Below are 21248 nucleotides of genomic sequence, written 5' to 3'. Positions count from 1 at the left end.
GCTGCCGTCTCTGCTTTTGCCTGGATACCCGCTTCATCGTGTTGGCGCCTGATTCCCCTGCATCGACCCTTGCGTTCTGGCATGTACTCACCCGTCTCGGTGAGGCGCAGGTCTTGTTGCCGATGGCGGCTGTGGCCGTGGCGGGCCTGTGGGCTTGCAAGCGGCAGCGGACGGTGGTGAAGCGCTGGGTGACCGGCTTCGTGCTGGTGTTCGGGCTCACGATGCTGTCCAAGCTGGCGTTCATCGGTTGGGAGCTGGGCATCGCCGCCTGGGACTTCACCGGCTTTTCGGGTCATGCGGTCTGCGCCTCGGCCGTGTATCCGCTGCTGGCATGGCTCGGTCTGCAGGCGGTGCGTTCGGCCGGACTGCGGGCGCTGGGTCTGTGCCTGGCTTTGGGGCTCGCGGCGCTGATCGCTTATTCCCGATTGCCGGTGGGCGCCCATTCCGCATCCGAAGCCCTGTTGGGCTTCGATCTGGGCGCGGCGGTGGCGCTGTTTGCGTTGTGGGAGGCACGGCCTGGCACCGATGGCGAGACCTCGGTGCGGGTGCTGCGCCGCAGTGCCGGGCTGTCGCTGGTCATGCTGGCGATGCTGATGGCGGCGCCGTGGTTCACCCCGCCGGCGCGCACCCACCAGTGGGTGACGGCGCTGAGCCTGGCGCTGTCAGGCCGGGAGCATCCGTACACCCGCCAGGAGATGCACCGCCGGGCCGCATCGCCGGTGGCGGACTGGCACGGGTCAGGATCATCCACTCGCGTGCTGTGATCTCGCGGACCTCCAGGCCGCGGCGCAGGAGGTAGCTGGAGTCGAACCAGCCGCGGCCGCCGGCGTCGACCGGCGGCTGGAGGGCGGCGGGCGTGGTCGGCGCCGGGGCCGAGGCTTTGGGTTCAGCCAGGGCGGCGGGGCGCCGCAAGGCGGGAGAGGGGAACAGAGCCATGGAGCGGGACGGGCCGGCAAGGGCGCCGTGAAGTGGGGAGGTACGCCACTGTCCGCTCATGGCCTCACGCTGGGCAGCCCGCTCAGGGGCGGGTTGGAGAGGGGGCCTGGAAGCAGGTCCCTCCGCGGCGGGGGCCGATATCAGTCCTGGCCGGCCACCAAGCCCTGCTGTTTCAAAAACTCGCTGACGTGAGGTTTCCAGACGTCCGGTGCCTGGGTGAACAGGCCGTGGCCGTCCTTCCCGTTGGGTCCGAACTGCATGAAGTCCCCGATGCCGCCGGCCTCCACGAAGGCCTGATGCCATTGCACCGGGTATTTGGCGCCCATCCACTGGTCGTTCTCGGTGTAGATCCAGAGGGTCGGCACCTTGGCGGTCTTGCCGTAGCTGGCAAACATCTGGCGCATGCGGTGGGGCGCGCAGGGCTCTTGTGGCTGCGTCTCGGGATTGCCGCCACCGCCGCCCGCAAAGTTGATGGCGGCCTTCAAGCCGGGCGGGTTCATGGCGGCCATGGCGATGGCGGTGGCCCCGCCGTAGGACTGGCCGATGACCACCACGCGGTCCGGGTCCACGCCGGGCCGTTTCTGCATGAAGGTCATGGCGACCAGCGATTCCTCCGCGGCGGCTTGATAGCCGGGGGGATAGTGCTTGTTGTTGCAGGTGCCCGAGCTTTCGACATCCTCGCCGCCGGTCTCACCGTAGCCGATGCGGGTGGGGACCACGACTGCAAAGCCTTGGTGCACCAGCCAGCGGGCATTGGCGCGGTAGGTGGCACGACCGATGGCGGCCCGCTTGGCAGCGTCCGCCGCGCGGCCGTGCAGCAGGACGGCGATCGGTCGCAGCGTCTTGCTCGGGGCGTCGTCTTCGAAGAGGGTGACCACCATGTCTTGCTCGACCACCTTGCCGTAGGCATCGCTCACGCGGGCGGGGAGGCGGACGATGGTTTCCTGGATGGCGGCCTGGGCGGCGGAGGCGAACGCGAAGCCCAAGGCGGCGAGCAGGAGGGGCAGGGGGTGGAGTTGGCGCGACATCAACGGCAATGGAGAGGGCGGGGTGGGCAGTATGGCGTTGTCTTGAATGCCGGGGCAACGATCTGCAAGGGGGCGCTGGCGCCCCAGACCACACGTCATGGCCGCAGCGGCTCTCCGAGACACGCCGAGACCTCGCGCAGATCCACGCATGCGGTCTTGGGAAGCGCAGCGTATTTGGCCTGAATGGTGGTGAGACAGGCTGCGGATTTGATTGAGCGCTCGCGCAGGGTGGTTGGACCCTTTGAGTCCTTCACCTCCCTGGCAGCCAGGGAAAGACCGGGCCGGTAATGCTGGTCCAAGCTCCGCTGAGCATCTTCAGCAAAGAACTTGTTTGTTATGGCGCAGGAGTCCGGGGCACTGCTCAAACTCTGCGGCGTATGGGCCGCCAACACGGCCCGCCAATAGGTGTCCCCAGCCATCAGGTATGCGTGAGCGTTTGGATAGTTGGGGTAGGCGTTCATGTAGGCTTTCAGCGCCTTGTCGAACCTACCTGCTCGATAAGCAGAATCGCCTTCGGCATTGAGCGCCGCTGCTGCCCTGCGATCTTCTTCAGATGCGGACAGACCGTCCCCATGCGCTGGCCGGAATGAGACCACTGCGATGAGGGTCGCGATGAATACGGCCTTCGTGATACTGCTGGCGCTCATCGCTCCCGCTCCGGCTTGCCCTTCACCGTCAGAAGCGCAACGCCTCGCCCGTCCACCGTGCGATGACTCAGCAAGGCCTCGTGGATGGAGGGCCACCGGGCAAAGTCCATGACTGTGACACAACCATCAGAGACGTTGCCGATATGAACATAGCGGCTGTTGTTACCAAACAGAATGGGGAACCAGACCTGATCAAAAGTCAGTTGGGGCTCCACGCGTCGATAAAAGCGAGTCATGTTCGCATCGTGCGGAACATCAGGCAGCAGCACCGTGTAACTCCCGGGTGGCAAGGGGAAGTAGCCAGTGCCCCACACGGTATTCATCGTAACCGTTGACTTCACACCGGCAATGTCCAGAGTAGCCGTCTGCTGGGGTAGGCGCTCATCTCGAGCCTTTGAGTACCAGTTCGGGTCATAGCTACCGTAGGTCACGGTAATGTGCGCCGGCGTGCGTTTCGGACCAATCGGACCGAGATGTTCTCTTGCATTGGCGTCAGTCAAGCTCAGCGTTCTGCCCTTAGCGACTCCCTCCATCACTTTGAAGTAGGTACGCCCACCACGGCTTTGGACGTCCGCGACCTGCGCATACTTAAAAAGGGACACCCGTTCGTTGGAGTTGTTGGCCAAGGCCTGAAGCCAGCCATCGCTACCGACCTTGTTAACGTAAAGGATTTTTGAACCGGCGCCAGGCGAAGTCGCTCCGGATGGTTGCGCAGGATTGCCAATGGTCGGCGGACGGGGGCTCGGCACGTTCAAGGTCCTTTTCGTTAGATATGAGCGCAGGGCTCGTACAGGCCGCAAGGTGCCACGGTGCGGAGTCGTCAGATAGTGGCTAAGGTCAACTCGGGGAAATGGAAGCGAGAAACGTCATTCCCGCCAAGACCCAAACGATGGCAACAGCTCGAAGGCATCATCCTGCGCGACCGGCAGCTTTGCATAGAAAGCGGGCATTAGACTTGGTCAACCGACGGGCGGCAACCGGTCAGAAGCGAACGCGCAGGAAGCTGATCATGGACGGTGTCATAGCGTTTTTCCGTGGGTTCTCCCCTGAACGCCTCGAAAGTGAACTTCAGGTCCTGCAACAAAGCAGTGATCCCGAGACGTTCGTCTTCTTTATGTACGGTGAGGAGCAATGGCGGCAGGAACTGACGGTAGCCGAGCTTGACGAGGTGGTCCGGCGCCTGGGTGCGCCACCTTCTGCAGCGGCATGCTTCTGCAGGTGCCGTGGTTCGGCAGCAGGTGCATCCCTCGATGTCTTGCAACGCTTGATAGACACCTTCCCTGCGTGCGTGGTCGATGACGACTTCGGTTCTCTGTGGAACCCGGATGACCTGCGGGCACTTGGGACCACCGCGCCGCCGAACGGTCCGTTCGGGCTAAAGGACTGGGCTCGCCCGGCGGTCTGACCGCGGCGGCCGAATGCTGGCAGAACTGCAGCTTTCAAGCCGTTTGGTCCCTTCTACCTGCCGGAGCGATTGCGAATGAAAGACGATTTTGAGCTTGGATTCTGGGCTTGGTTCGCCACAGACGAACATCGTCTGGTGAGTGACGCGTGCCATGGCATGAAAGCGCTCGACTTCCTCCACTTGCCTTCCTCAGTCCAGAGCAAGCAAATGAATTGCTGCCCCGAATGCGACATCGAAGGCTTGATGACTGAAGTTGAGGACTTCCGGCGCTGCGTGGAATCAAGTTTTCCCACGCTGGAAAGTCAGCTCGCAGAGGTCTTGAACGAATGCCATCAACTTCCGGCGTTGGCCTTGAAGTGGAATGAGGTCGAGATGTTCACGGACCCAACGTGGGAGCCCGTTCGCAAAGCGGCATCAAAGGCGCTTCAGATCGCCGGATGGCACAACCTGCGTAGCCATGTCGAGGAGCAGCTTCGTAAGTCCGCGCGGTCGGCCGCTGACAAAGGTGTCGCGAATACGAAGTAGTTGATTTCGATGAAATCCAGCTCCAGCGCCGCCCATCGCCCCCGCGCTCGCGATGGCGCTCTCAACCGCACCGAGACGGCTCTCCCAGAAGAGACTCTGTTGGTTCAAATCAGCTGACCAACCCCCCGCCGCCTCACAACGGCAACGCCGTCGTACTCTTCACCTCTTCCATCACCGCATACGTCCTCGTCTCCCGCACCCCCGGCAGCGTCCAGATCGACGCCCCGATGAATTCCCGATAGGCCGCCATGTCCGACACCCGCGTCTTCAGCAGGTAGTCAAACCCCCCCGCCACCAGATGGCACTCCAGGATCTCCGGCCGGGACTGCACCGCCGCCCGGAAGTTGTCCATCACGTCATGCACCGTGCGGTCCAGCAGGATCTCGATGAACACCAGCATCGACGCCCCCAGCTTCGCCGGATTCAGCCGGGCCTCATAGCCCAGGATGTAGCCGTCCCGCGTCAGCCGCTTCACCCGCTCCAGCACCGCCGTCGCGGACAGGTGCACTTCCTCCGCCAGCTTCAGGTTGCTGATGCGCCCATCCTGCTGCAGCACGCGCAGAATGCGCAGGTCAATCTTGTCCAGGTCGTCGGGCAGGTTCATGGCTGGATAAATATCGGCGATACCGCATTGGAACCGAATTTAATCCAGTCCGAGCCTCCCTACATTAGCGCCACTCACTAATCTGCCCCGAGTCTCGCTCCCCGAGAGGACTGTCATGACCGCTTTTGCCCTGCCACCGGAAACCACCCGCCTGCCGGATCCGTATCGCGACGAACTGCCGCTGGTGAACGCCCTGGCCGGGGAACTGCAGAAGCTCAACTGGGCCTCGGTCATCGATCAGGCCCGCCCCTGGGTCCAGCAGGTGCGCAGCAACCCGGCGCCGTTCTGGGCGATGGAGTCGCTGCTGCGGGAATATCCGATCACCAGCGCCGAGGGCCTGGCCCTGATGCGTCTGGCCGAAGCGCTGCTGCGGGTGCCCGATGCGGAAACCGCCATCGCCCTGACCGCCGACCAGCTCGGCCGCGCCGACTTCGACGGCAGCTCCGACGGCCCGCACAAGATGCTGGCGGGTTTGGCGGCCAGCGCCATCTCGCTCTCCAAGAAATTCCTGCCCGACGCCGAAGCCGACACCGGCCTGTTCAAGCGCCTGGGCGCGCAGACAGTGGTGGCTGCCACCGTCCGGGCCATTCAGCTGCTGGGTCGCCAGTTCGTGCTGGGTCGCAACATCGGCGAAGCCATGGCCGAAGCCGACGCTGCCCGCAAGGTGCAGCGCCAGCTGCGCTTCTCCTATGACATGCTGGGTGAGGGCGCCCGCACCGAACGGGACGCCGAGCGCTATCAAGCTTCTTACCTCGCCGCCATCGCTGCCATCGCAGGCGGGCGTCGCGCCGAGTCGCCGGAAGGCAGCGACGGCATCTCCATCAAGCTCTCCGCCCTGTTCTCCCGCTATGAAGTGCTCCAGCGTGAGCGCGTCTACGCCGAGCTGCTGCCGCGCGTCTGGCAACTGGTGGAAAAGGCCGCGCAAGCCAACATCAACCTGACCATCGATGCGGAAGAGGTGGACCGCCTCGAGCTGTCGCTGGAACTGCTGGATGCGCTCGCCGCCCGCATCGCCAGTCACTTCCCCGACTGGCGCGGTTTCGGTTTGGCGGTGCAGGCCTACCAGACCCGCGCCCGCGCTGTCGTCGATGAGGTCGCGGCCATCGCTCGCAAGCACGGCCTCCGCTTCATGGTTCGTTTGGTCAAGGGCGCCTATTGGGACGGCGAAATCAAGCGCGCCCAGGAGCAGGGCCTGCCCACCTATCCGGTCTTCACCCACAAGCCGCATACCGACGTCTCCTACCTCGCCTGCGCCCAGGCGTTGCTGCAGCATCACGACGTCATCTATCCCCAGTTCGCCAGCCACAACGCCGGCACCATTGCGGCCCTCCTGCAGATGGCCCGGGCGCTGGGCGCCAAGTTCGAGATGCAGCGCCTGCACGGCATGGGCGAAGGCGTCTACCGCGAAGTGCTGAAGGACGGCAGCATTCCCTGCCGCGTCTATGCGCCGGTCGGCGAGCACCGCGACCTGCTGGCCTATCTGGTCCGCCGCCTGCTGGAGAACGGTGCCAACTCGTCGTTCGTGCATCAGCTGGCCGATCCGCAGGTGGCGCCGGAAGCGCTGCTGGGATCCCCGCTGACGCTGATCCAGCCGCAGCCCAGCCTGCCCCTGCCCTTCGATCTGTTCCGCGATCACACCGGCCGCGGCCGTGACAACTCCCAGGGCCTGGACCTGGCGGTGCCGGTCCATCGCCAGCCGCTGCTGGACGCGCTGGCGGCCTGCCAGGTGCCGACCCTGGCCGAGGCGACCAATGCCGAGGTGGATGAAGCCCTGTCGCGCCTGAAGGCCGGTTTCCCTGCATGGAACGCCACGCCGGTGGCCCAGCGCGCGGCCGTGCTGCGCCGCGCGGGGGATGCGCTGCAGGCCGCATTGCCGGCTTACTGCGCCTTGCTGGTCAAGGAAGCGCACAAGAGCTTGGGTGACGCCATCTCGGAAGTGCGCGAAGCCATCGACTTCATGCGCTACTACGCCGACGAGGCCGAGCGCCTGGCCGACGATGGCGTGTCGCTGAACGGCCGTGGTGTGTTCGTCTGCATCTCGCCCTGGAACTTCCCGCTGGCGATCTTTGCCGGCCAGGTGGTGGCCGCGCTGGCCGCGGGCAACTGCGTGGCCGCCAAGCCGGCTGAGCAGACCCCGGCTGTGGCCCGCGAATGCGTGGCCTTGCTGCATGCCGCAGGCGTGCCGGCGGATGCGTTGGCATTGCTGCATGGGCAGGGTGAAACGGTCGGCGCGCGTCTGGTGGCCTCTCCGGTCACGGCGGGCGTGTGCTTCACCGGTTCCACCCAGGTGGCGCAGATCATCAACCGTCAGCTGGCCAGCAAGCCCGGTGCCGGCACGCTGCCGCTGATTGCCGAAACCGGCGGCCTGAACGCGATGATCGTGGACTCGACCGCCTTGCCGGAGCAGGTCATCGATGCGGTGGTGCAATCCGCCTTCCGCAGCGCCGGGCAACGCTGTTCGGCCCTGCGCCTGCTGGCCGTGCATGAAGCGGTGGCCGATGGCGTGATCGAAATGCTGCGCGGCGCCGTGCGCGAACTGCGGGTGGGCGACAGCGCCAACCTCGCCACCGATGTCGGCCCGCTGATCGACAACGAGGCCTTCCAGGCCATCTCCGGCGACGTGCAGCGCCTGAAGACCGATGCACGCGTGATCGCTGAAGCCTCGCTGGCGGACGGCGGCCCGCGCCTGCTCGCGCCGATCGCGGTGGAGCTGTCCAGCATTGCGCAGCTCAAGAAGGAAATCTTCGGCCCGGTGCTGCATGTGGTGCGCTGGAGCGGGGATGTGGAAGACGTCGTCCGCGAGATCAACGGCCTCGGGTATGGCCTCACCCTGGGCATCCAGACCCGCATCGACAGCCGTGCCCTGCGCCTGGCATCGGAAGCGCGCATCGGCAACGTTTATGTGAACCGCAACATCATTGGCGCGGTGGTGGGCGTGCAGCCCTTCGGCGGAGAAGGCATGTCCGGCACCGGCCCGAAGGCGGGTGGCCCGCACTATCTGCTGCGATTCGCAGCGCCGGTGGTGGCCACCCCGGTGATGGACGACACGCCCGCGGTCCTCACGCTGTCCGCACCGGCGGATCTGGCCGGCCTGTTCAAGGCCCATGAGGCCTGGGCGAGCCGCCCGGTGGGTGAGCGTGCGGCGTTGATCGAGCGCGCTGCGGCCGGCCAGGGACCGGAGGTCACGCAGGCCTGGCAGGAGATTGCCCGCAGCGCCCGCACCGCGCTGGCGGACCAGTCGCTGCCGGGCCCGACGGGCGAGAGCAACGAGCTGCGCCTGCATGGCCGCGGGGTGATGGCGGTGCTGGCGCAGGGACTGACGCCGGTGGAGCTGGCTCGTTCGCTGGCCGCTGCACTGGTGGCGGGCAACGCCGTGGCGGTGGTGGGCGGCAGCGATGTGACCCGGGAACTGCGCGAGGCGCTGCTGCGCGGCGGTGTAGCGGCGGCGGCGGTGACGCTGTTGCCGGCGGATCAGCTGTCGCCGGTGCTGGCTGCCCGCCAACTGGCCGGTGTGGTGGCGCCTGCGGCGCTGCTGGCCCCGGTGCAACGCGCGCTGGCCACGCGGGACGGCGCCATCCTGCCGGTGATCCCGGCCGCGGAAGCCGGGCATCCGCGCCAGCTCTACCGCTTTGCGGCCGAGCAGACGCTGACGATCAACACCGCGGCCGCCGGCGGGAACGCGGCACTGCTGGCTGGCGTGCACTGAGTTCGCACCCACCCGGGCCCCCCGGGCCGGCCTGGCTTCCCGTCAGGCAGACCCAGCCGGACTGCGCCATCACCCGGACCTCCCCGGACCGCAAGGTCCAGACGGATGCGGCGCCGTCCGCCCATGCCGGGAGCCAGCTGAATCGCGGTGGGTCCCGGCCTTCGATGCGGCCACGATGCAAATGCAGCACCGCGCCGCGGGCCAGCCAGACCTCTTGCTGCTGGCCAGGTTGGAGCGCCAGCGTCGTGGTCCCGGCAGCAACCGTCGCGCTGGCAGTCGTGTCGAGGGGCGTCGTCCCCGCCGCTGCCTCCACGGCACGGTGGCGCAGCCAAAGCCCGCTCCATGCGGTCGCCAGTCGCCCCCACCGGCCTCGGAGCCACAGCCGCCACATCGTGCGCGTGCGAGGCTGAATCTGGAAAGCGGTGTGAGACATGGCGACCATCCTGAACGGGTGAGGAGTGGCCTCCAGTGTCTGAACGCACAGCCCGCGGAAACAGGTACAGCGCCCCGGTTTGTTGTCGATAACAGCCGCCTGGCTGACGCTGTTCCGTATCGAATCCCGTCCCCCTGTTCTGCTTGCGACGTCGGGCGGCATCGCAGAATGTCCCCATGAGCACCGTGCCAGTCGCCCCGTCACCCGGCCCCGATCCAGCGGTCGATCATCTCTCTCCTGAGCGGTTGGCGCCCGCTTCGAGCCTTCCAGGCCGCCTGGCACCGGGTGCCGATCCGCTGTATGAGCAGGTCGCAGCTCACTACCGCCATGCCATCCACAGCGGCACGATGCCCGTCGGCAGTCGCATGCCGTCCGTGCGGGCCCTGATGGGGCTGCATCGTGTCAGCCTGACCACTGCGCTGCAGGCTTGCCGGCTGCTCGAAAGTCAGGGCCTGCTTCAGGCGCGGCAGCGTGCCGGCTACTTCGTGCGGGCGCCGCGTCCTCGTCTGGCCCGCGCCGCTGAGCCTCGTCAGAGCCGGGCGGATCCGGCGCAGTTCGTCGGCGTGCATCAGCGGGTGTCGACCGTGTTGATGCAGGCGGGTCAGGCGCAAGTGCGGGTGCATCTGGGCGGCGCCTGCGCCGCGCCATCGCTGTACCCGGTCAAGGCCTTGGCGCTGCAAGCCCAGCGGCTGCTGCGACGTCGTCCCGAGCTGCTGGGCGAGGCACCGGAGCCGCGGGGGCATCCGCTGTTGCGGGCGGCGCTGGCGCGTCAGGCGCTCGACGCCGGCCTCCAGCTCCATCCGCAGCAGGTGCTGGTGACCCACGGCTGCACGGAGGCGCTGGGCATCGCGCTGCGCGCCACCACCCAGCCGGGCGATACCGTCGCCGTCGAGTCGCCAACGTACTACGGCCTGCTCCAGATTCTCGAAACCCTGGGCCTGCGGGCGCTGGAGATCCCTGCCAGTCCGCACACCGGGCTCTCGCTGCCCGCCCTGCAGGAAGCGGCGCGGCGTGAGCCGGGACTCAAGGCGGTGGTGGTGGTGCCACACCTGCAGAACCCGCTCGGGTCGCTGATGCCGGACGACAGCAAGCAGGCGCTGCTGGCCTGGTGCGAGCAGATGGACCGCGCCCTCATTGAAGATGACACCTATGCCGCCCTGGCGGACCAGCCGCAGCGCGCCATCAAGTCCTGGGATCAGACCGGACGGGTGATCTTCTGCGCTTCCCTGCACAAGACGCTGGCACCGGGGATGCGGCTCGGCTGGATGACGGGCGGGCGATGGCAGGCGCGGGTGGAAGTGCTCAAGTACGCCCAGAGCCGTCCCAATGAGATGCTGGGCCAGGCAGCGGTGGCGGAGTTCCTGATGGCGGGGCACATGGCGCGGCATCTGCGCTCGCTGCGGGCCCGGCTGGCCGATCAACGGGAAGTGATGGCGCAATTGCTGTCCGACCATCTGCCGGAGGGCACCCGCATGAGCCTGCCGCCCGGCGGCATGAACCTGTGGGTTGAGTTGCCGGAAGGCCTGTCCTCCATGGCGCTGTTCGAAGCGGCGCTGACGCGTGGCGTGCGCATCGCCCCGGGCGCGATGTTCTCGAACTCGATGCGGTTTGACCGCTGCATCCGCATCAACGCCGGCTACCTGATGGACGACGCCCAGCGCGAGGCGGTGCAGACGCTGGGCGAGCTGTGTCGGCAACTGCAGGGCCGGAGCGTCGCCGGGGTCTTCCTCCCGCAGCCGTGACCGCTACACTGGCAGCCATGAGCTCCTGCATCGCATTCATCGGTGGTGGCAACATGGCCAGCGCCATCCTCGGCGGCCTGCGCCGCGCGGGCCATCCGGCCGAAGACCTGCTGGTGGTGGAGCCGATGGCCGCCCAGCGTGACCGTCTGCAAGACGAGTTCGGCGTGGCGGCCCTGGCCGAAGCCGATGCCTCACTGAGCCGCGCGGCGACCGTGGTCTGGGCCGTCAAGCCGCAACTGTTCCAGGAGGCCGCTGCCCCGGTGGCGCCCTTCATCGGGCAGGCGCTGCAGCTGTCGGTGATGGCGGGTCTGCGGACCGATGCCATCGCCGCCGCCACCGGCGGTGCACGCGTCGTGCGCGGCATGCCCAACACGCCGGCGCTCATCGGCGCGGGCATCACCGGGCTGTTCGCGGGCACGGGTGTGTCCGAAGCAGACCGGGCGGTGGTGGACGCCTTGCTGCGACCCACCGGCCGCACGGTCTGGGTCCGTCAGGAATCGGACCTGGACACCGTCACCGCGCTCTCCGGCTCCGGCCCGGCGTATTTCTTCTATCTCATCGAACACATGATCGCCGCCGGTCAGGCGCTGGGCCTGGACGAAGCCCAGGCGCGCGAACTGGCGCTGGCCACCTGTGCCGGGGCGGCAGCGCTGGCGCAGCAATCGGATGAATCTCCTGCCCAGTTGCGGGCCAAGGTCACGTCCAAGGGCGGCACCACCCATGCGGCGATCAGCCGTCTGGATGCGGAAGGCGTCGGCGAAGCCGTGCGGCATGCCGTCGCGGCGGCCCATCACCGGGCACAGGAACTCGGGGATGAATTCGGACGTGCGTCCGGATCCCGCTGAACCGCGACCGGCATGGGCATCGCCGACCGTTGGGGCCTGCGCGCCTGGCTGCGTGCACCGGGCTCGTTGAGCAAACGCCTCGCGGCCACCGGCCAACGTTACGAGGTGCAGGTGCTGCGCCAGGAGGTCGCGCCGTTGCGCGCGGCCGAGCGTGCGGCCCTGGACCTGCCGCGGCGCGGTTGCACGGTGGTGCGGGAAGTGCTGCTGCGGGTGGATGGACGCCCGCTGGTCTGGGCTCGGTCCGCCGTCCACGCCAGCGCACTGGCCGGACCGTGGAAAGCGGTGAAGGGCCTGGGGGCGCGTCCGCTGGGCCATCTGCTGTACGAGGATCCCCGCATTCACCGCAGTGAACTGCAGCCACGCCGCCTGGCCCGCCATGGGCACACCCGGCGTCAGATGGCACGGCAGTGGGCCGAGGCGGTCGGCACGCCCGCGCCGGGCCAGATGCTGTGGTCGCGCAATTCCGTCTTCACCCGTCACGGCATGAAGTTGCGAGTGATGGAGCTTTTCCTGCCCGAAGTGGCGGAGCGGTCGCCGGGGTCCTTGCGGCTCAAGCGGCGGCGTCGCTGATGGCCATGACTTCTTCCTCGCCCACACCTCCCTCTCCGCCCTCGCGTGGGTCCTGGGCTGCGCTGCGCCAATGGGCGCAGGCCCTGCGTCCGGCGCCGCTGCGGGTCGATGGACGGGAGCGGCTGCGGGTGGTGCTGGGTGCCTGCCTCGGGCTGCTGGTCACGGCGGGGCTAAGCGAATGGCTGATGCCCCATGGGGCCGGATTGCCCTGGCTGGTGGCACCGCTCGGGGCCAGCGCGGTGCTGGTCTTCGGCGTGCCCGCCAGCCCGCTGGCGCAGCCCTGGGCGGTCGTGGCCGGCAATACCGCGTCGGCCCTGGTGGGCATTGCGTGCGTCCACTGGCTGGGGGCGTGGCTGGAAGTGGCAGCGGCGGTGGCCGTGGCCCTGGCCATCGGCCTGATGTTCCTGCTGCGCTGCCTGCATCCTCCCGGCGGCGCAGCGGCCTTGCTCATGGTGCTGGTGGGGGTGAAGGACTGGTCCTTCGCCGCGGAGCCGGTGCTGCTCAACTCCTGCCTGATGGTGGCCGCCGGCATGGCCTACAACAGCCTCACCGGGCGGCGGTATCCGCATCCGCAGGGAGCGACCCCGTCGGGTGCGGGCGCTGCGGCCTCCGCCAGCAGCGCTGCCGCCTCAAGCGCCTCGGCGTCCTCTCCCCAGGACCTCTTCCGCGAAGCCGACCTGGACGCCGTCCTCGCCCGCTACAACCAGGTGCTGGACGTCCCGCGTGACGATCTGCGCGACATCCTCAACGAGGCGGGGCTGCTGGCCACCCGGCGCCGCATCACCACGTTGCGTTGTAAAGACGTGATGTCCACCCAGCTCCAGGTGGTCGAGTGGGGCACGCCGCTGCAGGAGGCCTGGTCGATGCTGCGGGAGCACCGCATCAAGGCGCTGCCGGTGATCGACCGGGCGCGTCGTGTCGTCGGCATCGTGACGCTGCATGACTTCATGCGCGAGGCGTCCCTGGAGTTGCACGAGGACTGGCCGACCCGTCTGCGCCGGCTGCTGCAGGCCAGCCCGCTGACCCACAGCAGCAAGCCTGAAGTGGTGGGGCAGATCATGACCCGGCAGGTGCGGGTGGTGAGCGCCGACCGGCCGCTGGCGGAACTCGTGCCGCTGTTCGCAGCGACCGGCCACCATCACATCCCGGTGGTGGGTCCCGAAGCGCGTCTGGTCGGCATCCTGACTCAGTCGGACCTGGTGGCGGCGCTCGCGCGGATGGAGGCGCTCTAAGCGCCTGGCGGCCGTCATGCCCCCACGGCAATGGGGACTGACTGCCGCTCTCCTGGCTTGGCATGGTCGCCGGACGGGAGGTCCGGCTTCGGTCCCGATCAGCGCAGCGCCAGATCCAGCACCGTGCCCGCGAAGATGGCGAAGCCGACCCAGTGGTTCTCACGGAAGGCGCGGAAGCAGCCGTCCCGGGTCCGGTCCTTGATGAGACGGTAATGCCACACCACCTGCGCGGCGGCCACGCCCATGCCGGCGAGGAACCAGTGGCCCATGCCCAGTTGCAGGCCCAGGGTGGTCCAGAGCGCCAGGAAGATCACATAGAAGCTCATCACGCCGATGACGTCAAAGCGTCCCAGGGTGAGGGCGGAGGTCTTGATGCCGATGCGGATGTCGTCGTCGCGGTCGACCATGGCGTATTCGGTGTCGTAGGCCAGCACCCAGAAGAGGTTGGCCACCAGCAAGCCCCAGGCGGGCAGCGGCACGCAGGCCCGGACCGCCTCCAGCGACCATTCCCGGCCGCCGAGCACCGCGGAAAACGCCATCGGAATGCCGAAGGAGAAGGCCACGCCCAGCACGGCCTGCGGCATGGACACCCATCGTTTGGTGAACGGGTAGAGGATGGTCACGGCCAGCGCGGCGAAGGACAGCAGGATGGTGGGCGCATTCGTGGTGAGCACCAGGCCGAAGGCGATGAGCGACAGGACGGCCCCAAGCGTCAGCGCCTGCCGCACCGAGATCTGGCCGCTGGTGACGGGGCGCTGGGCGGTGCGCTTGACGTGTTTGTCGAAGTCCCGGTCGGCCACGTCATTGACGGCGCATCCCGCGCTGCGCATGAGGAAGGTGCCCAGCACGTAGACCAGCAGCAGATGCCAGCCCGGCCAGCCGTCCGCCGCCATCCATAGCGCCGCCAGCGTGGGCCACAGCAGCAGATAGGTACCCGCTGGCCGGTCCCAGCGGATCAGGTTCAGGTAGAGCGAGAGCCGGGACGGCTGGTCCTGTGTGGGGGCGGCGGAATTCATAACGACATTGTCGTGCTTGTGGGGCATGCAGCGATCAAGGGAGCTTGCGGCGAAGCTCTGTGGAGGAGATGTCGTCGATGTGCCGGAAGGCGGGCGCGATCCGCTCCATGTCTTGTTCCTGGACGCCAAACTCGTCGAAGTACATGCGCCATTGGCGGACAACGCGCCAGACTTGGTCGATGGCTTGAAGCGCCTCACGCTCTGGCAACGAGAACCGGGCGCCGGCGGCAAGTGCGTTGTCTAGCGTGGCCAGACGTCCCTGGGGACCAATGGAGAGGTGCAAGAAGCGTTCGGAAGCCAGACTGGCGCGGGGCATCACGTCATACAGCGGGCTCAGACACCAGCCTTTGAAGGTCGGGTCCCAGAGAAAGCCGTGATTGCGAAGGTGGTCGTCATCATTGCTGACCAGGATGTTGAACACCATGCGTTTGAACAGCTCCGCATTGTTGTCACGGACGCAATCGGTGTGAACGTGCCGGCGAATGGCGTCCGCCAGGTCGCCGTAGCCCTTCGTGCGCGACTCCGACTCGTCGCATCCGAGCAGTGTCAGTCCACTGTTGAACGGCAATCGATGTTCGGTCGATGCAGGCGTCTCGGCGCTGCTGTGGGGCGACATCACGGACGTGCAGGGATGCCAGATCCGGTCGAAACGCTTGATCAGCATGACGCGCCTGTCGCCGACCCACGTCGTGCGAACGTCGGGAACGGTCAGGGAAGCCACTCGTGCGAGCTGCAGCGATGCGCTTTCGATGGCGGGTACGTCGACGCGGTCTTGCGCACTCGAAAACTTGGCGAGCCACAACACGCCGTCATCATCACGTACGGAAGCCTTGGGGCGTGCGCCACCCAGTGAGGTTCCAGCCAGGAAGATCGTGTCGAGGTGGGCTGGAACGGGCAATCCAGCCTCAATTCGCTCAGCGGCTTCCATCAAGTGCTGGAGGCTGTGCCAATCAGTTCGGCCCGGAGCTGGGCTGTCCTGCAGCGAACGCCGGATGTCGAGCGCACCGACTCGTTCGCTGCCGGCATGAAGCAGATATTGTGATTCCGGAAGCGTGTTGGCCGGGACTTTCAGTTTCGCCTCGATGACGCGCCTACCCCAAGCGTCAGGTGCTGCGTCCCGAATGCCTCCGAAGAGTTCAAGATTGTTGACAGGACGCAGTCGCTGCCCGCTCACCTGACTGCGATTTGCGATGGAGAGACTCACCGGATCGACTTCGACCGCATCCGGCCGCTTGAGGTAGTTCAATCCGTACGCGAAGTCTGAGGCGACGGGCGTGTTATCCCGCTCCGTGAGCCGCAGTTGGCCGCAAGGTGCCCACCCCCCGTTGATGTGGGCAAAAACCGTCAGCGGTGTGTCGCTCGTCGCCATGGTTCAGAAGTTGAGATCTTCAAGTTCGGACTTGGTGAGACCCCGAACTCGTTGTCCCTCCTTGCGCGCCTGCCATTGAGTGAGCGATGGGTCCCTTTCGGTCAAAAGGTCGGTGAGGGTAGCGCCGGGTGCGATTGCATCCAGGTAGCGCAGGATTTGTCCCAGCGCGATGCCGGGTTCACCACGCTCAATTCGATACGCAGTGTTTCTCGATACGCCAGCGCGAGTCGCTGCATCCAGTTGGCGTACTTGGCGCGCTTTGCGAAGGCGCGACAGCAAGCTGCCCAGTTGCTCCGCCTGCCGTAGCAGGTGCTCGGGTGTCGCGGCGGTTTGAAGCGTTTTCATGCTCGTAATATCGAGCCTTAAGTAGGTTAAGGCTCGATATTACGAGCATTTCGAGCCGCCGCGTCTTCTTCAATAACAAAGCACCAAAAATCGATCCTTAACCCCCTTAAGGATCGATTTAACGAGCATTTCCAGCCGGTCGGCGCATCCGTTCCCACAGCGCGCCGGCCTCGCCCACCAGGCCGCGGCGGAATAGCAGCACGCACAGGATGAAGATCAATCCGGTCACCAAGCTCACCGATTCGCCCAGCCCCGCAAACCACTGGATGCCGGTCAGGCCCGCCAGCCACTGGCCCAGGTCGCCGATCTTGTTCTCCAGCGCGATGATCAGCAGCGCCCCGATGATGGGGCCCACCATCGTGCCCATGCCGCCCACCAGCGTCATCAGGATCACCAGACCGGAGGTCGTCCAGAGCGCATCCGTCAGCGTGGCGAAGCCCAGCACCAGCGTCTTCGTGGCGCCCGCCAGCCCGGCCAGCGCCGCCGACAGCACAAAGGCCAGCAGCTTGAATCGGTCGGTGTCGTACCCTAGCGAGATCGCCCGCGCCTCGTTCTCCCGGATCGACGTCAGCACCTGCCCGAACGGCGAATGCACCGTGCGGTAGATCAGCCAGAAGGCCAGCGCGAAGATCAGCAGCACCAGGTAGAACAGCGTGGTGTCGTTCTCCAGATTCACCCCTAGCAGCGTGCCACGCGGCACCGATTGCAAGCCGTCCTCCCCGCCGGTGAACGACGCCTGCAGGAAGAAGAAGAACAGCATCTGCGCCAGCGCCAGCGTGATCATCGAGAAGTAGATGCCCGAGCGCCGGATGGCCAGCAGCCCGAACACCAGCCCCGCCACCGCCGCCATGCCGGTGCCAAACAGAATGCCCACCAGCGGCGGGAAGCCCCACACCTTCATCGCATGACCGGCCGCATAGGCCGCCGTGCCCAGAAACGCCGCATGCCCGAAGCTCAGTAGTCCGGTGAATCCGATGAGCAGGTTGAAGGCACAGGCAAAGAGGGCATAGCACATGACCTTCATCGCGAAGATCGGATACACCCCCAGCAGCGGCAGCAAGCCCACCGCCACCAGCAACACCGCATAACCCGTTGTCTTTTTGTCCATGACTGTCGCGTGACCCGCCGCGTCCTGATTGGGTTTACTTCTCTTTGCCGAACAGGCCGGCCGGCCGCACCAGCAGCACCAGCGCCATGATCACGAACACCACCGTGTTGGAGGCTTCCGGATAGAACACCTTGGTCAGCCCCTCCACGATGCCCAGCCCCAGGCCCGTAAGGATGGAACCGAGGATGGAGCCCATGCCCCCGATCACGACCACCGCGAACACGACGATGATGAGGTTGGACCCCATCAGCGCATTCACCTGCAGGATGGGTGCCGCGAGCACGCCGGCAAAGGCCGCCAGCGCCACGCCACCGGCGTAGGTCAGGGTGACCAGCCGCGGCACGTTCACGCCGAAGGCCTGCACCAGCCGCGGGTTCTCGGTGCCGGCCCGCAGGGTGGCGCCCAGCGAGGTCTTTTCGATCAGGGCCCACACGCCCAGGCACACCACCAGCGACGCCACCACCACCCATGCCCGGTAGTTGGGCAGGATCATGAAGCCCAGATTGGTGGCGCCGGCCAGCGCGTCGGGCACGGAATAGGGCTGACCGCCCACGCCGTAGAACGAGCGGAAGATGCCTTCGATCACCAGCGTGATGCCGAAGGTCAGCAGCAGGCCGTAGAGGTGATCGAGCTTGTAGAGCCACTTCAGCAGCAGCCGCTCGATCACCAGCCCGAACACCCCCACCACCAGCGGCGAGAGCACCAGCATCACCCAGTAGTTGATGCCGAAGTACTCCAGCCCCATCCACGCCAGGAACGCGCCCATCATGTAGAGCGCGCCATGGGCGAAGTTGATGATGTTGAGCATGCCGAAGATCACGGCCAGTCCCAGCGACAACATCGCATAGAACGAGCCGTTCACAAGCCCGAGCAGCAACTGGCCCAGCAAGGCGGGCAGGGGCACTCCAAAAATGTCAGTCATGCGCAGACCTGTGAGCGGTAGAGCTTATTTCTTCACCAGCGGGCACTTCGAATCGGCCAGCTTGGTGAAGGCCTCTTCACCCGGGATGCGGGTCACCACCTTGAAGTAGTCCCAGGGCTCGGTCGACTCCTTGGCCGACTTCACCTGTAGCAGGAACATGTCGTGCACCGCGCGGCCGTCCTCCTTGCGGATGCTGCCCTTGGTGTAGAAGTCGTTGATCGGCGTGGCCTTCATCTGGGCGATGACCTTCTCGCCGTCGTCGGTCTTGGCCGCTTCCACCGCCTTCAGGTAGTGCATCGTGGCGGAGTAGTCCGCCGCCTGCAGCGAGGAGGGCATGCGCTTCATCTTCTCGAAGAAGCGACGGCTCCAGGTGCGCGCTTCCGGGCTCTGGTTCCAGTACCAGCTGTCGGTCAGGTACATGCCTTCGGTGGTCTTCAGACCCAGCGAGTGCACGTCGTTGATGAACATCAGCAGGCCGGCCAGCTTCATCGTCTTGGTGATGCCGAACTCGTTGGCGGCCTTCACGGCGTTGATGGTGTCGCCGCCCGCATTGGCCAGGCCCAGGATCTGCGCTTTGGAGGTCTGCGCCTGCAGCAGGAAGGAGGAGAAATCGCTGGCGTTGAGCGGATGCTTGACGCTGCCCAGCACCTGGCCACCCGACTTGGTGACCACCGCCGATGTGTCCGCCTGCAGCGAGGTGCCGAAGGCGTAGTCGGCCGTCAGGAAGAACCAGGTCTTGCCGCCGGATTTGGTCACCGCGGCGCCGGTGCCGTTGGCCAGGGCCACCGTGTCGTAGGCGTAGTGGATGGTGAAGGGCGTGCATTCCTCATTGGTGAGCCGCGAGGTGCCGGCACCGATGGAGATGAACGGCTTCTTCTTCTCCGCCGCCACCTTGGCCATGGCCAGGCTGGTGCCCGAATTGGTGCCGCCGATCAGCAGGTCCAGGCCTTGGGTGTCGAACCATTCCCGCGCCTTGGAGGCCGCCACGTCCGCCTTGTTCTGGTGATCGGCAAAGACGAATTCGATCTTCTTGCCGGCGACCATGCCCTTGGCATCGGCAATCGCCATCTTCACCGCTTCGACGCCACCGGCGCCGTCGATGTCCGCATAGACGCTGGACATGTCGGTGATGATGCCGATCTTCACGACATCCCCCGAGATCTGTGCGCTCGCGCCACCGGCCCCGCCCGCCAGCAGCAGGGCAGCCGCCAGAGGTTTGAGGGAGGAGGAGGAACGGGTTGGGACTTGCATGCTGGTCTCCTGGTTCGCGGCCTTCTGGAAGGGGCCTGTTTGGGGGGGAATCACACACTCAGCAACTGGTCGAGCAGGGCACGCTTGGCCTCCAGCTCCACCGCGGGAAAGGACTCAACGACCTGCCCGTGCTCCATCACCACAAAATGGTCCGCCAGTGGCGCGGCGAACCGGAAGTTCTGTTCCACCATGACGATGGTGAAACCCTGCGCCTTGAGCGCGCGGATCATCCGGCCCAGGGCCTGGACGATGACCGGGGCCAGGCCCTCGGAGATTTCGTCGAGCAGCAGGATGTCCGCGCCGGTGCGCAGGATGCGGGCCACCGCCAGCATCTGCTGCTCGCCGCCGGAGAGTCGGGTGCCCGGACTGTGACGCCGCTCCGCCAGGTTGGGGAACATGGCGTAGATCTCGTCCTCGCTCATGCGCTTGCCGCGCCCGCCCTTCAGCGGCGGCGGCAGCCGCAGGTTCTCTTCGGTGCTGAGCGACGCGAAGATGCCGCGCTCTTCCGGGCAGTAGCCCAGGCCCAGCCGCGCCACGCGGTGGGTGGAGAGGTGGACGCATTCCCGGCCATGAACCTTGATCGAGCCGCTGCGGCGGTCCGTCAGGCCCATGATGGCGCGCAAGGTGGTGGTGCGGCCCGCGCCGTTGCGGCCCAGCAGCGTCAACACCTGGCCCTGGGGGACCGACAGGTCCACGCCGTGCAGGATGTGGCTTTCGCCGTACCAGGCTTGCAGGCCCTGGATTTCGAGGGCGGGAACGCTCATCCGTGTGCTCCCTGCAGCTCGGCGCTGTCCGTGCCCATGTAGGCCTCCAGCACGGCGGGATGGCGGGAGACGGTGGCGTAGTCGCCTTCGGCCAGCACCGCGCCGCGGGCCAGCACGGTGATGCGATCCGCGATGCTGCTGATGACCTTCATGTTGTGTTCCACCATCAGCACCGTGCGGCCCTCGGCCACGCGCTTGATCAGCGCGGTGACCCGGTCCACGTCTTCGTGGCCCATGCCCTGGGTGGGTTCGTCCAGCAACATCAGCTCGGGCTCCATGGCCATCGTGGTGGCAATTTCCAGGGCGCGCTTGCGGCCGTAGGGCAGGTCGGCGGCGCGCAGGGCGGCGGCGTCGCGCAGGTCCACCAGCTCCAGCAGGGCCAGGGCCCGGTCGTCGAGGGCGCGCAGGGCGGTGAGGCCGCGCCAGAAGTGGTAGCTGGTGCCGGTGAAGCGCTGCAGTCCGATGCGCACGTTCTCCAGCACGGTCAGGTGGGGGAAGACGGCGGAAATCTGGAACGAGCGGATGACACCGCGCCGGGCGATCTGCGCCGGCTTCTCGCCGGTGATGTCGATGCCGTTGAAGAGAATCTGCCCGCGGGTGGGAATCAGGAACTTGGTCAGCAGGTTGAAGCAGGTGGTCTTGCCGGCGCCATTGGGGCCGATCAGGGCATGGATGTGCCCGCGCTGCACCTGCAGGTCCACGGCGTCCACGGCGGTAAAGCCCTTGAACTCCTTGGTCAGTTTGCGTGTCTCCAGGATGAGTGTGCTCATCGGCGCAAGGGTGGGCGCCGGTGTCCGGAG

The 21248-nt window shown here is 66.5% G+C and carries 20 protein-coding genes; 8 read left to right on the top strand and 12 right to left on the bottom strand.

Features of this window, described 5'->3' with window-relative positions:
- Positions 1-41 precede the first annotated feature (41 nt).
- The gene (locus FHS28_RS11850) at positions 42-764 is read left to right on the top strand and encodes a phosphatase PAP2 family protein (RefSeq protein WP_184294631.1); all 723 of its coding nucleotides are present in this window, start codon (positions 42-44) and stop codon (positions 762-764) included.
- A gap of 312 nt (positions 765-1076) precedes the next feature.
- Here the strand turns inward: FHS28_RS11850 and FHS28_RS11845 are convergent, their stop codons facing one another.
- The 3 genes from FHS28_RS11845 to FHS28_RS11835 form a co-directional block, all read right to left on the bottom strand.
- Complete coding sequence (locus FHS28_RS11845) at positions 1077-1964, bottom strand: alpha/beta hydrolase family protein (RefSeq protein WP_088453087.1); 888 nt, start codon at positions 1962-1964, stop codon at positions 1077-1079.
- Between the two features lie 95 nt (positions 1965-2059).
- Complete coding sequence (locus FHS28_RS11840) at positions 2060-2611, bottom strand: tetratricopeptide repeat protein (protein ID WP_088452435.1); 552 nt, start codon at positions 2609-2611, stop codon at positions 2060-2062.
- Positions 2608-3366 carry a hypothetical protein gene (locus FHS28_RS11835; RefSeq protein ID WP_184294629.1) on the bottom strand — a complete coding sequence of 253 codons (759 nt, stop codon included), beginning with the start codon at positions 3364-3366 and terminating at the stop codon, positions 2608-2610. Before FHS28_RS11835 ends, FHS28_RS11840 begins: the two co-directional genes overlap by 4 nt.
- 254 nt (positions 3367-3620) lie before the next feature.
- Here FHS28_RS11835 and FHS28_RS11830 point away from each other — a divergent pair, with 254 nt between their 5' ends.
- Positions 3621-4016 carry a hypothetical protein gene (locus FHS28_RS11830; RefSeq protein ID WP_088452439.1) on the top strand — a complete coding sequence of 132 codons (396 nt, stop codon included), beginning with the start codon at positions 3621-3623 and terminating at the stop codon, positions 4014-4016.
- Between the two features lie 75 nt (positions 4017-4091).
- Positions 4092-4541, top strand: a complete 450-nt coding sequence (locus FHS28_RS11825; protein ID WP_088452441.1) for a hypothetical protein — start codon at positions 4092-4094, stop codon at positions 4539-4541.
- 133 nt (positions 4542-4674) lie between these two features.
- Here FHS28_RS11825 and FHS28_RS11820 read toward each other — a convergent pair whose 3' ends face one another.
- Positions 4675-5145 carry an Lrp/AsnC ligand binding domain-containing protein gene (locus FHS28_RS11820; RefSeq protein WP_088452443.1) on the bottom strand — a complete coding sequence of 157 codons (471 nt, stop codon included), beginning with the start codon at positions 5143-5145 and terminating at the stop codon, positions 4675-4677.
- Positions 5146-5260: 115 nt separating this feature from the next.
- Between FHS28_RS11820 and FHS28_RS11815 the strand changes: the two genes are divergently transcribed.
- The 5 genes from FHS28_RS11815 to FHS28_RS11795 all read left to right on the top strand — a co-directional run bounded on the left by FHS28_RS11815 (position 5261) and on the right by FHS28_RS11795 (position 13673).
- Positions 5261-8851 (top strand): L-glutamate gamma-semialdehyde dehydrogenase, encoded by a 3591-nt coding sequence (locus FHS28_RS11815; RefSeq protein ID WP_221193898.1) that lies wholly within the window; start codon positions 5261-5263, stop codon positions 8849-8851.
- A gap of 609 nt (positions 8852-9460) precedes the next feature.
- Entirely contained in the window at positions 9461-11026 is a 1566-nt protein-coding gene (locus FHS28_RS11810; protein ID WP_088452445.1) for an aminotransferase-like domain-containing protein, read from the top strand.
- 17 nt (positions 11027-11043) lie between these two features.
- On the top strand, positions 11044-11871 hold the full coding sequence (gene proC, locus FHS28_RS11805; RefSeq protein ID WP_088452447.1) for a pyrroline-5-carboxylate reductase: 828 nt from the start codon (positions 11044-11046) through the stop codon (positions 11869-11871).
- 12 nt (positions 11872-11883) lie between these two features.
- Entirely contained in the window at positions 11884-12441 is a 558-nt protein-coding gene (locus FHS28_RS11800; RefSeq protein WP_088452449.1) for a chorismate--pyruvate lyase family protein, read from the top strand.
- Between the two features lie 5 nt (positions 12442-12446).
- On the top strand, positions 12447-13673 hold the full coding sequence (locus FHS28_RS11795; protein ID WP_088453089.1) for an HPP family protein: 1227 nt from the start codon (positions 12447-12449) through the stop codon (positions 13671-13673).
- Positions 13674-13771: 98 nt separating this feature from the next.
- Here FHS28_RS11795 and ubiA read toward each other — a convergent pair whose 3' ends face one another.
- The 8 genes from ubiA to FHS28_RS11755 all read right to left on the bottom strand — a co-directional run bounded on the left by ubiA (position 13772) and on the right by FHS28_RS11755 (position 21218).
- The gene (gene ubiA / locus FHS28_RS11790) at positions 13772-14689 is read right to left on the bottom strand and encodes a 4-hydroxybenzoate octaprenyltransferase (RefSeq protein ID WP_088452451.1); all 918 of its coding nucleotides are present in this window, start codon (positions 14687-14689) and stop codon (positions 13772-13774) included.
- 34 nt (positions 14690-14723) lie between these two features.
- Positions 14724-16058 (bottom strand): type II toxin-antitoxin system HipA family toxin, encoded by a 1335-nt coding sequence (locus tag FHS28_RS11785; RefSeq protein WP_088452453.1) that lies wholly within the window; start codon positions 16056-16058, stop codon positions 14724-14726.
- A 3-nt stretch (positions 16059-16061) separates the two neighbouring features.
- Complete coding sequence (locus FHS28_RS11780; protein WP_088452455.1) at positions 16062-16403, bottom strand: helix-turn-helix domain-containing protein; 342 nt, start codon at positions 16401-16403, stop codon at positions 16062-16064.
- A 118-nt stretch (positions 16404-16521) separates the two neighbouring features.
- Complete coding sequence (locus FHS28_RS11775) at positions 16522-17511, bottom strand: branched-chain amino acid ABC transporter permease (protein WP_088452457.1); 990 nt, start codon at positions 17509-17511, stop codon at positions 16522-16524.
- A gap of 34 nt (positions 17512-17545) precedes the next feature.
- Positions 17546-18433, bottom strand: a complete 888-nt coding sequence (locus tag FHS28_RS11770; RefSeq protein ID WP_088452459.1) for a branched-chain amino acid ABC transporter permease — start codon at positions 18431-18433, stop codon at positions 17546-17548.
- Positions 18434-18457: 24 nt separating this feature from the next.
- Positions 18458-19684 carry an ABC transporter substrate-binding protein gene (locus FHS28_RS11765; RefSeq protein WP_088452461.1) on the bottom strand — a complete coding sequence of 409 codons (1227 nt, stop codon included), beginning with the start codon at positions 19682-19684 and terminating at the stop codon, positions 18458-18460.
- Positions 19685-19734: 50 nt separating this feature from the next.
- The gene (locus tag FHS28_RS11760; RefSeq protein ID WP_088452463.1) at positions 19735-20448 is read right to left on the bottom strand and encodes an ABC transporter ATP-binding protein; all 714 of its coding nucleotides are present in this window, start codon (positions 20446-20448) and stop codon (positions 19735-19737) included.
- Positions 20445-21218, bottom strand: coding sequence for an ABC transporter ATP-binding protein (locus FHS28_RS11755; protein WP_088452465.1), 774 nt, complete (start codon positions 21216-21218; stop codon positions 20445-20447). Before FHS28_RS11755 ends, FHS28_RS11760 begins: the two co-directional genes overlap by 4 nt.
- Positions 21219-21248 lie beyond the last annotated feature (30 nt).

This window comes from Roseateles terrae, from assembly GCF_014192155.1.
GTDB lineage: Bacteria > Pseudomonadota > Gammaproteobacteria > Burkholderiales > Burkholderiaceae_C > Roseateles > Roseateles terrae.
Note: the sequence above shows the minus strand (reverse complement) of the source record. Positions and strands in the feature narration are given on the sequence as shown.

Bases quoted from the DNA above. Each gene is read 5' to 3' on its own strand.
- FHS28_RS11845 (WP_088453087.1), bottom strand. From the start codon at position 1,964: ATGTCGCGCCAACTCCACCCCCTGCCCCTCCTGCTCGCCGCCTTGGGC.
- FHS28_RS11840 (WP_088452435.1), bottom strand. From the start codon at position 2,611: ATGAGCGCCAGCAGTATCACGAAGGCCGTATTCATCGCGACCCTCATC.
- FHS28_RS11830 (WP_088452439.1), top strand. From the start codon at position 3,621: ATGGACGGTGTCATAGCGTTTTTCCGTGGGTTCTCCCCTGAACGCCTC.
- FHS28_RS11825 (WP_088452441.1), top strand. From the start codon at position 4,092: ATGAAAGACGATTTTGAGCTTGGATTCTGGGCTTGGTTCGCCACAGAC.
- FHS28_RS11820 (WP_088452443.1), bottom strand. From the start codon at position 5,145: ATGAACCTGCCCGACGACCTGGACAAGATTGACCTGCGCATTCTGCGC.
- FHS28_RS11815 (WP_221193898.1), top strand. From the start codon at position 5,261: ATGACCGCTTTTGCCCTGCCACCGGAAACCACCCGCCTGCCGGATCCG.
- FHS28_RS11810 (WP_088452445.1), top strand. From the start codon at position 9,461: ATGAGCACCGTGCCAGTCGCCCCGTCACCCGGCCCCGATCCAGCGGTC.
- proC (WP_088452447.1), top strand. From the start codon at position 11,044: ATGAGCTCCTGCATCGCATTCATCGGTGGTGGCAACATGGCCAGCGCC.
- FHS28_RS11800 (WP_088452449.1), top strand. From the start codon at position 11,884: ATGGGCATCGCCGACCGTTGGGGCCTGCGCGCCTGGCTGCGTGCACCG.
- FHS28_RS11795 (WP_088453089.1), top strand. From the start codon at position 12,447: ATGACTTCTTCCTCGCCCACACCTCCCTCTCCGCCCTCGCGTGGGTCC.
- ubiA (WP_088452451.1), bottom strand. From the start codon at position 14,689: ATGAATTCCGCCGCCCCCACACAGGACCAGCCGTCCCGGCTCTCGCTC.
- FHS28_RS11785 (WP_088452453.1), bottom strand. From the start codon at position 16,058: ATGGCGACGAGCGACACACCGCTGACGGTTTTTGCCCACATCAACGGG.
- FHS28_RS11780 (WP_088452455.1), bottom strand. From the start codon at position 16,403: ATGAAAACGCTTCAAACCGCCGCGACACCCGAGCACCTGCTACGGCAG.
- FHS28_RS11775 (WP_088452457.1), bottom strand. From the start codon at position 17,511: ATGGACAAAAAGACAACGGGTTATGCGGTGTTGCTGGTGGCGGTGGGC.
- FHS28_RS11770 (WP_088452459.1), bottom strand. From the start codon at position 18,433: ATGACTGACATTTTTGGAGTGCCCCTGCCCGCCTTGCTGGGCCAGTTG.
- FHS28_RS11765 (WP_088452461.1), bottom strand. From the start codon at position 19,684: ATGCAAGTCCCAACCCGTTCCTCCTCCTCCCTCAAACCTCTGGCGGCT.
- FHS28_RS11760 (WP_088452463.1), bottom strand. From the start codon at position 20,448: ATGAGCGTTCCCGCCCTCGAAATCCAGGGCCTGCAAGCCTGGTACGGC.
- FHS28_RS11755 (WP_088452465.1), bottom strand. From the start codon at position 21,218: ATGAGCACACTCATCCTGGAGACACGCAAACTGACCAAGGAGTTCAAG.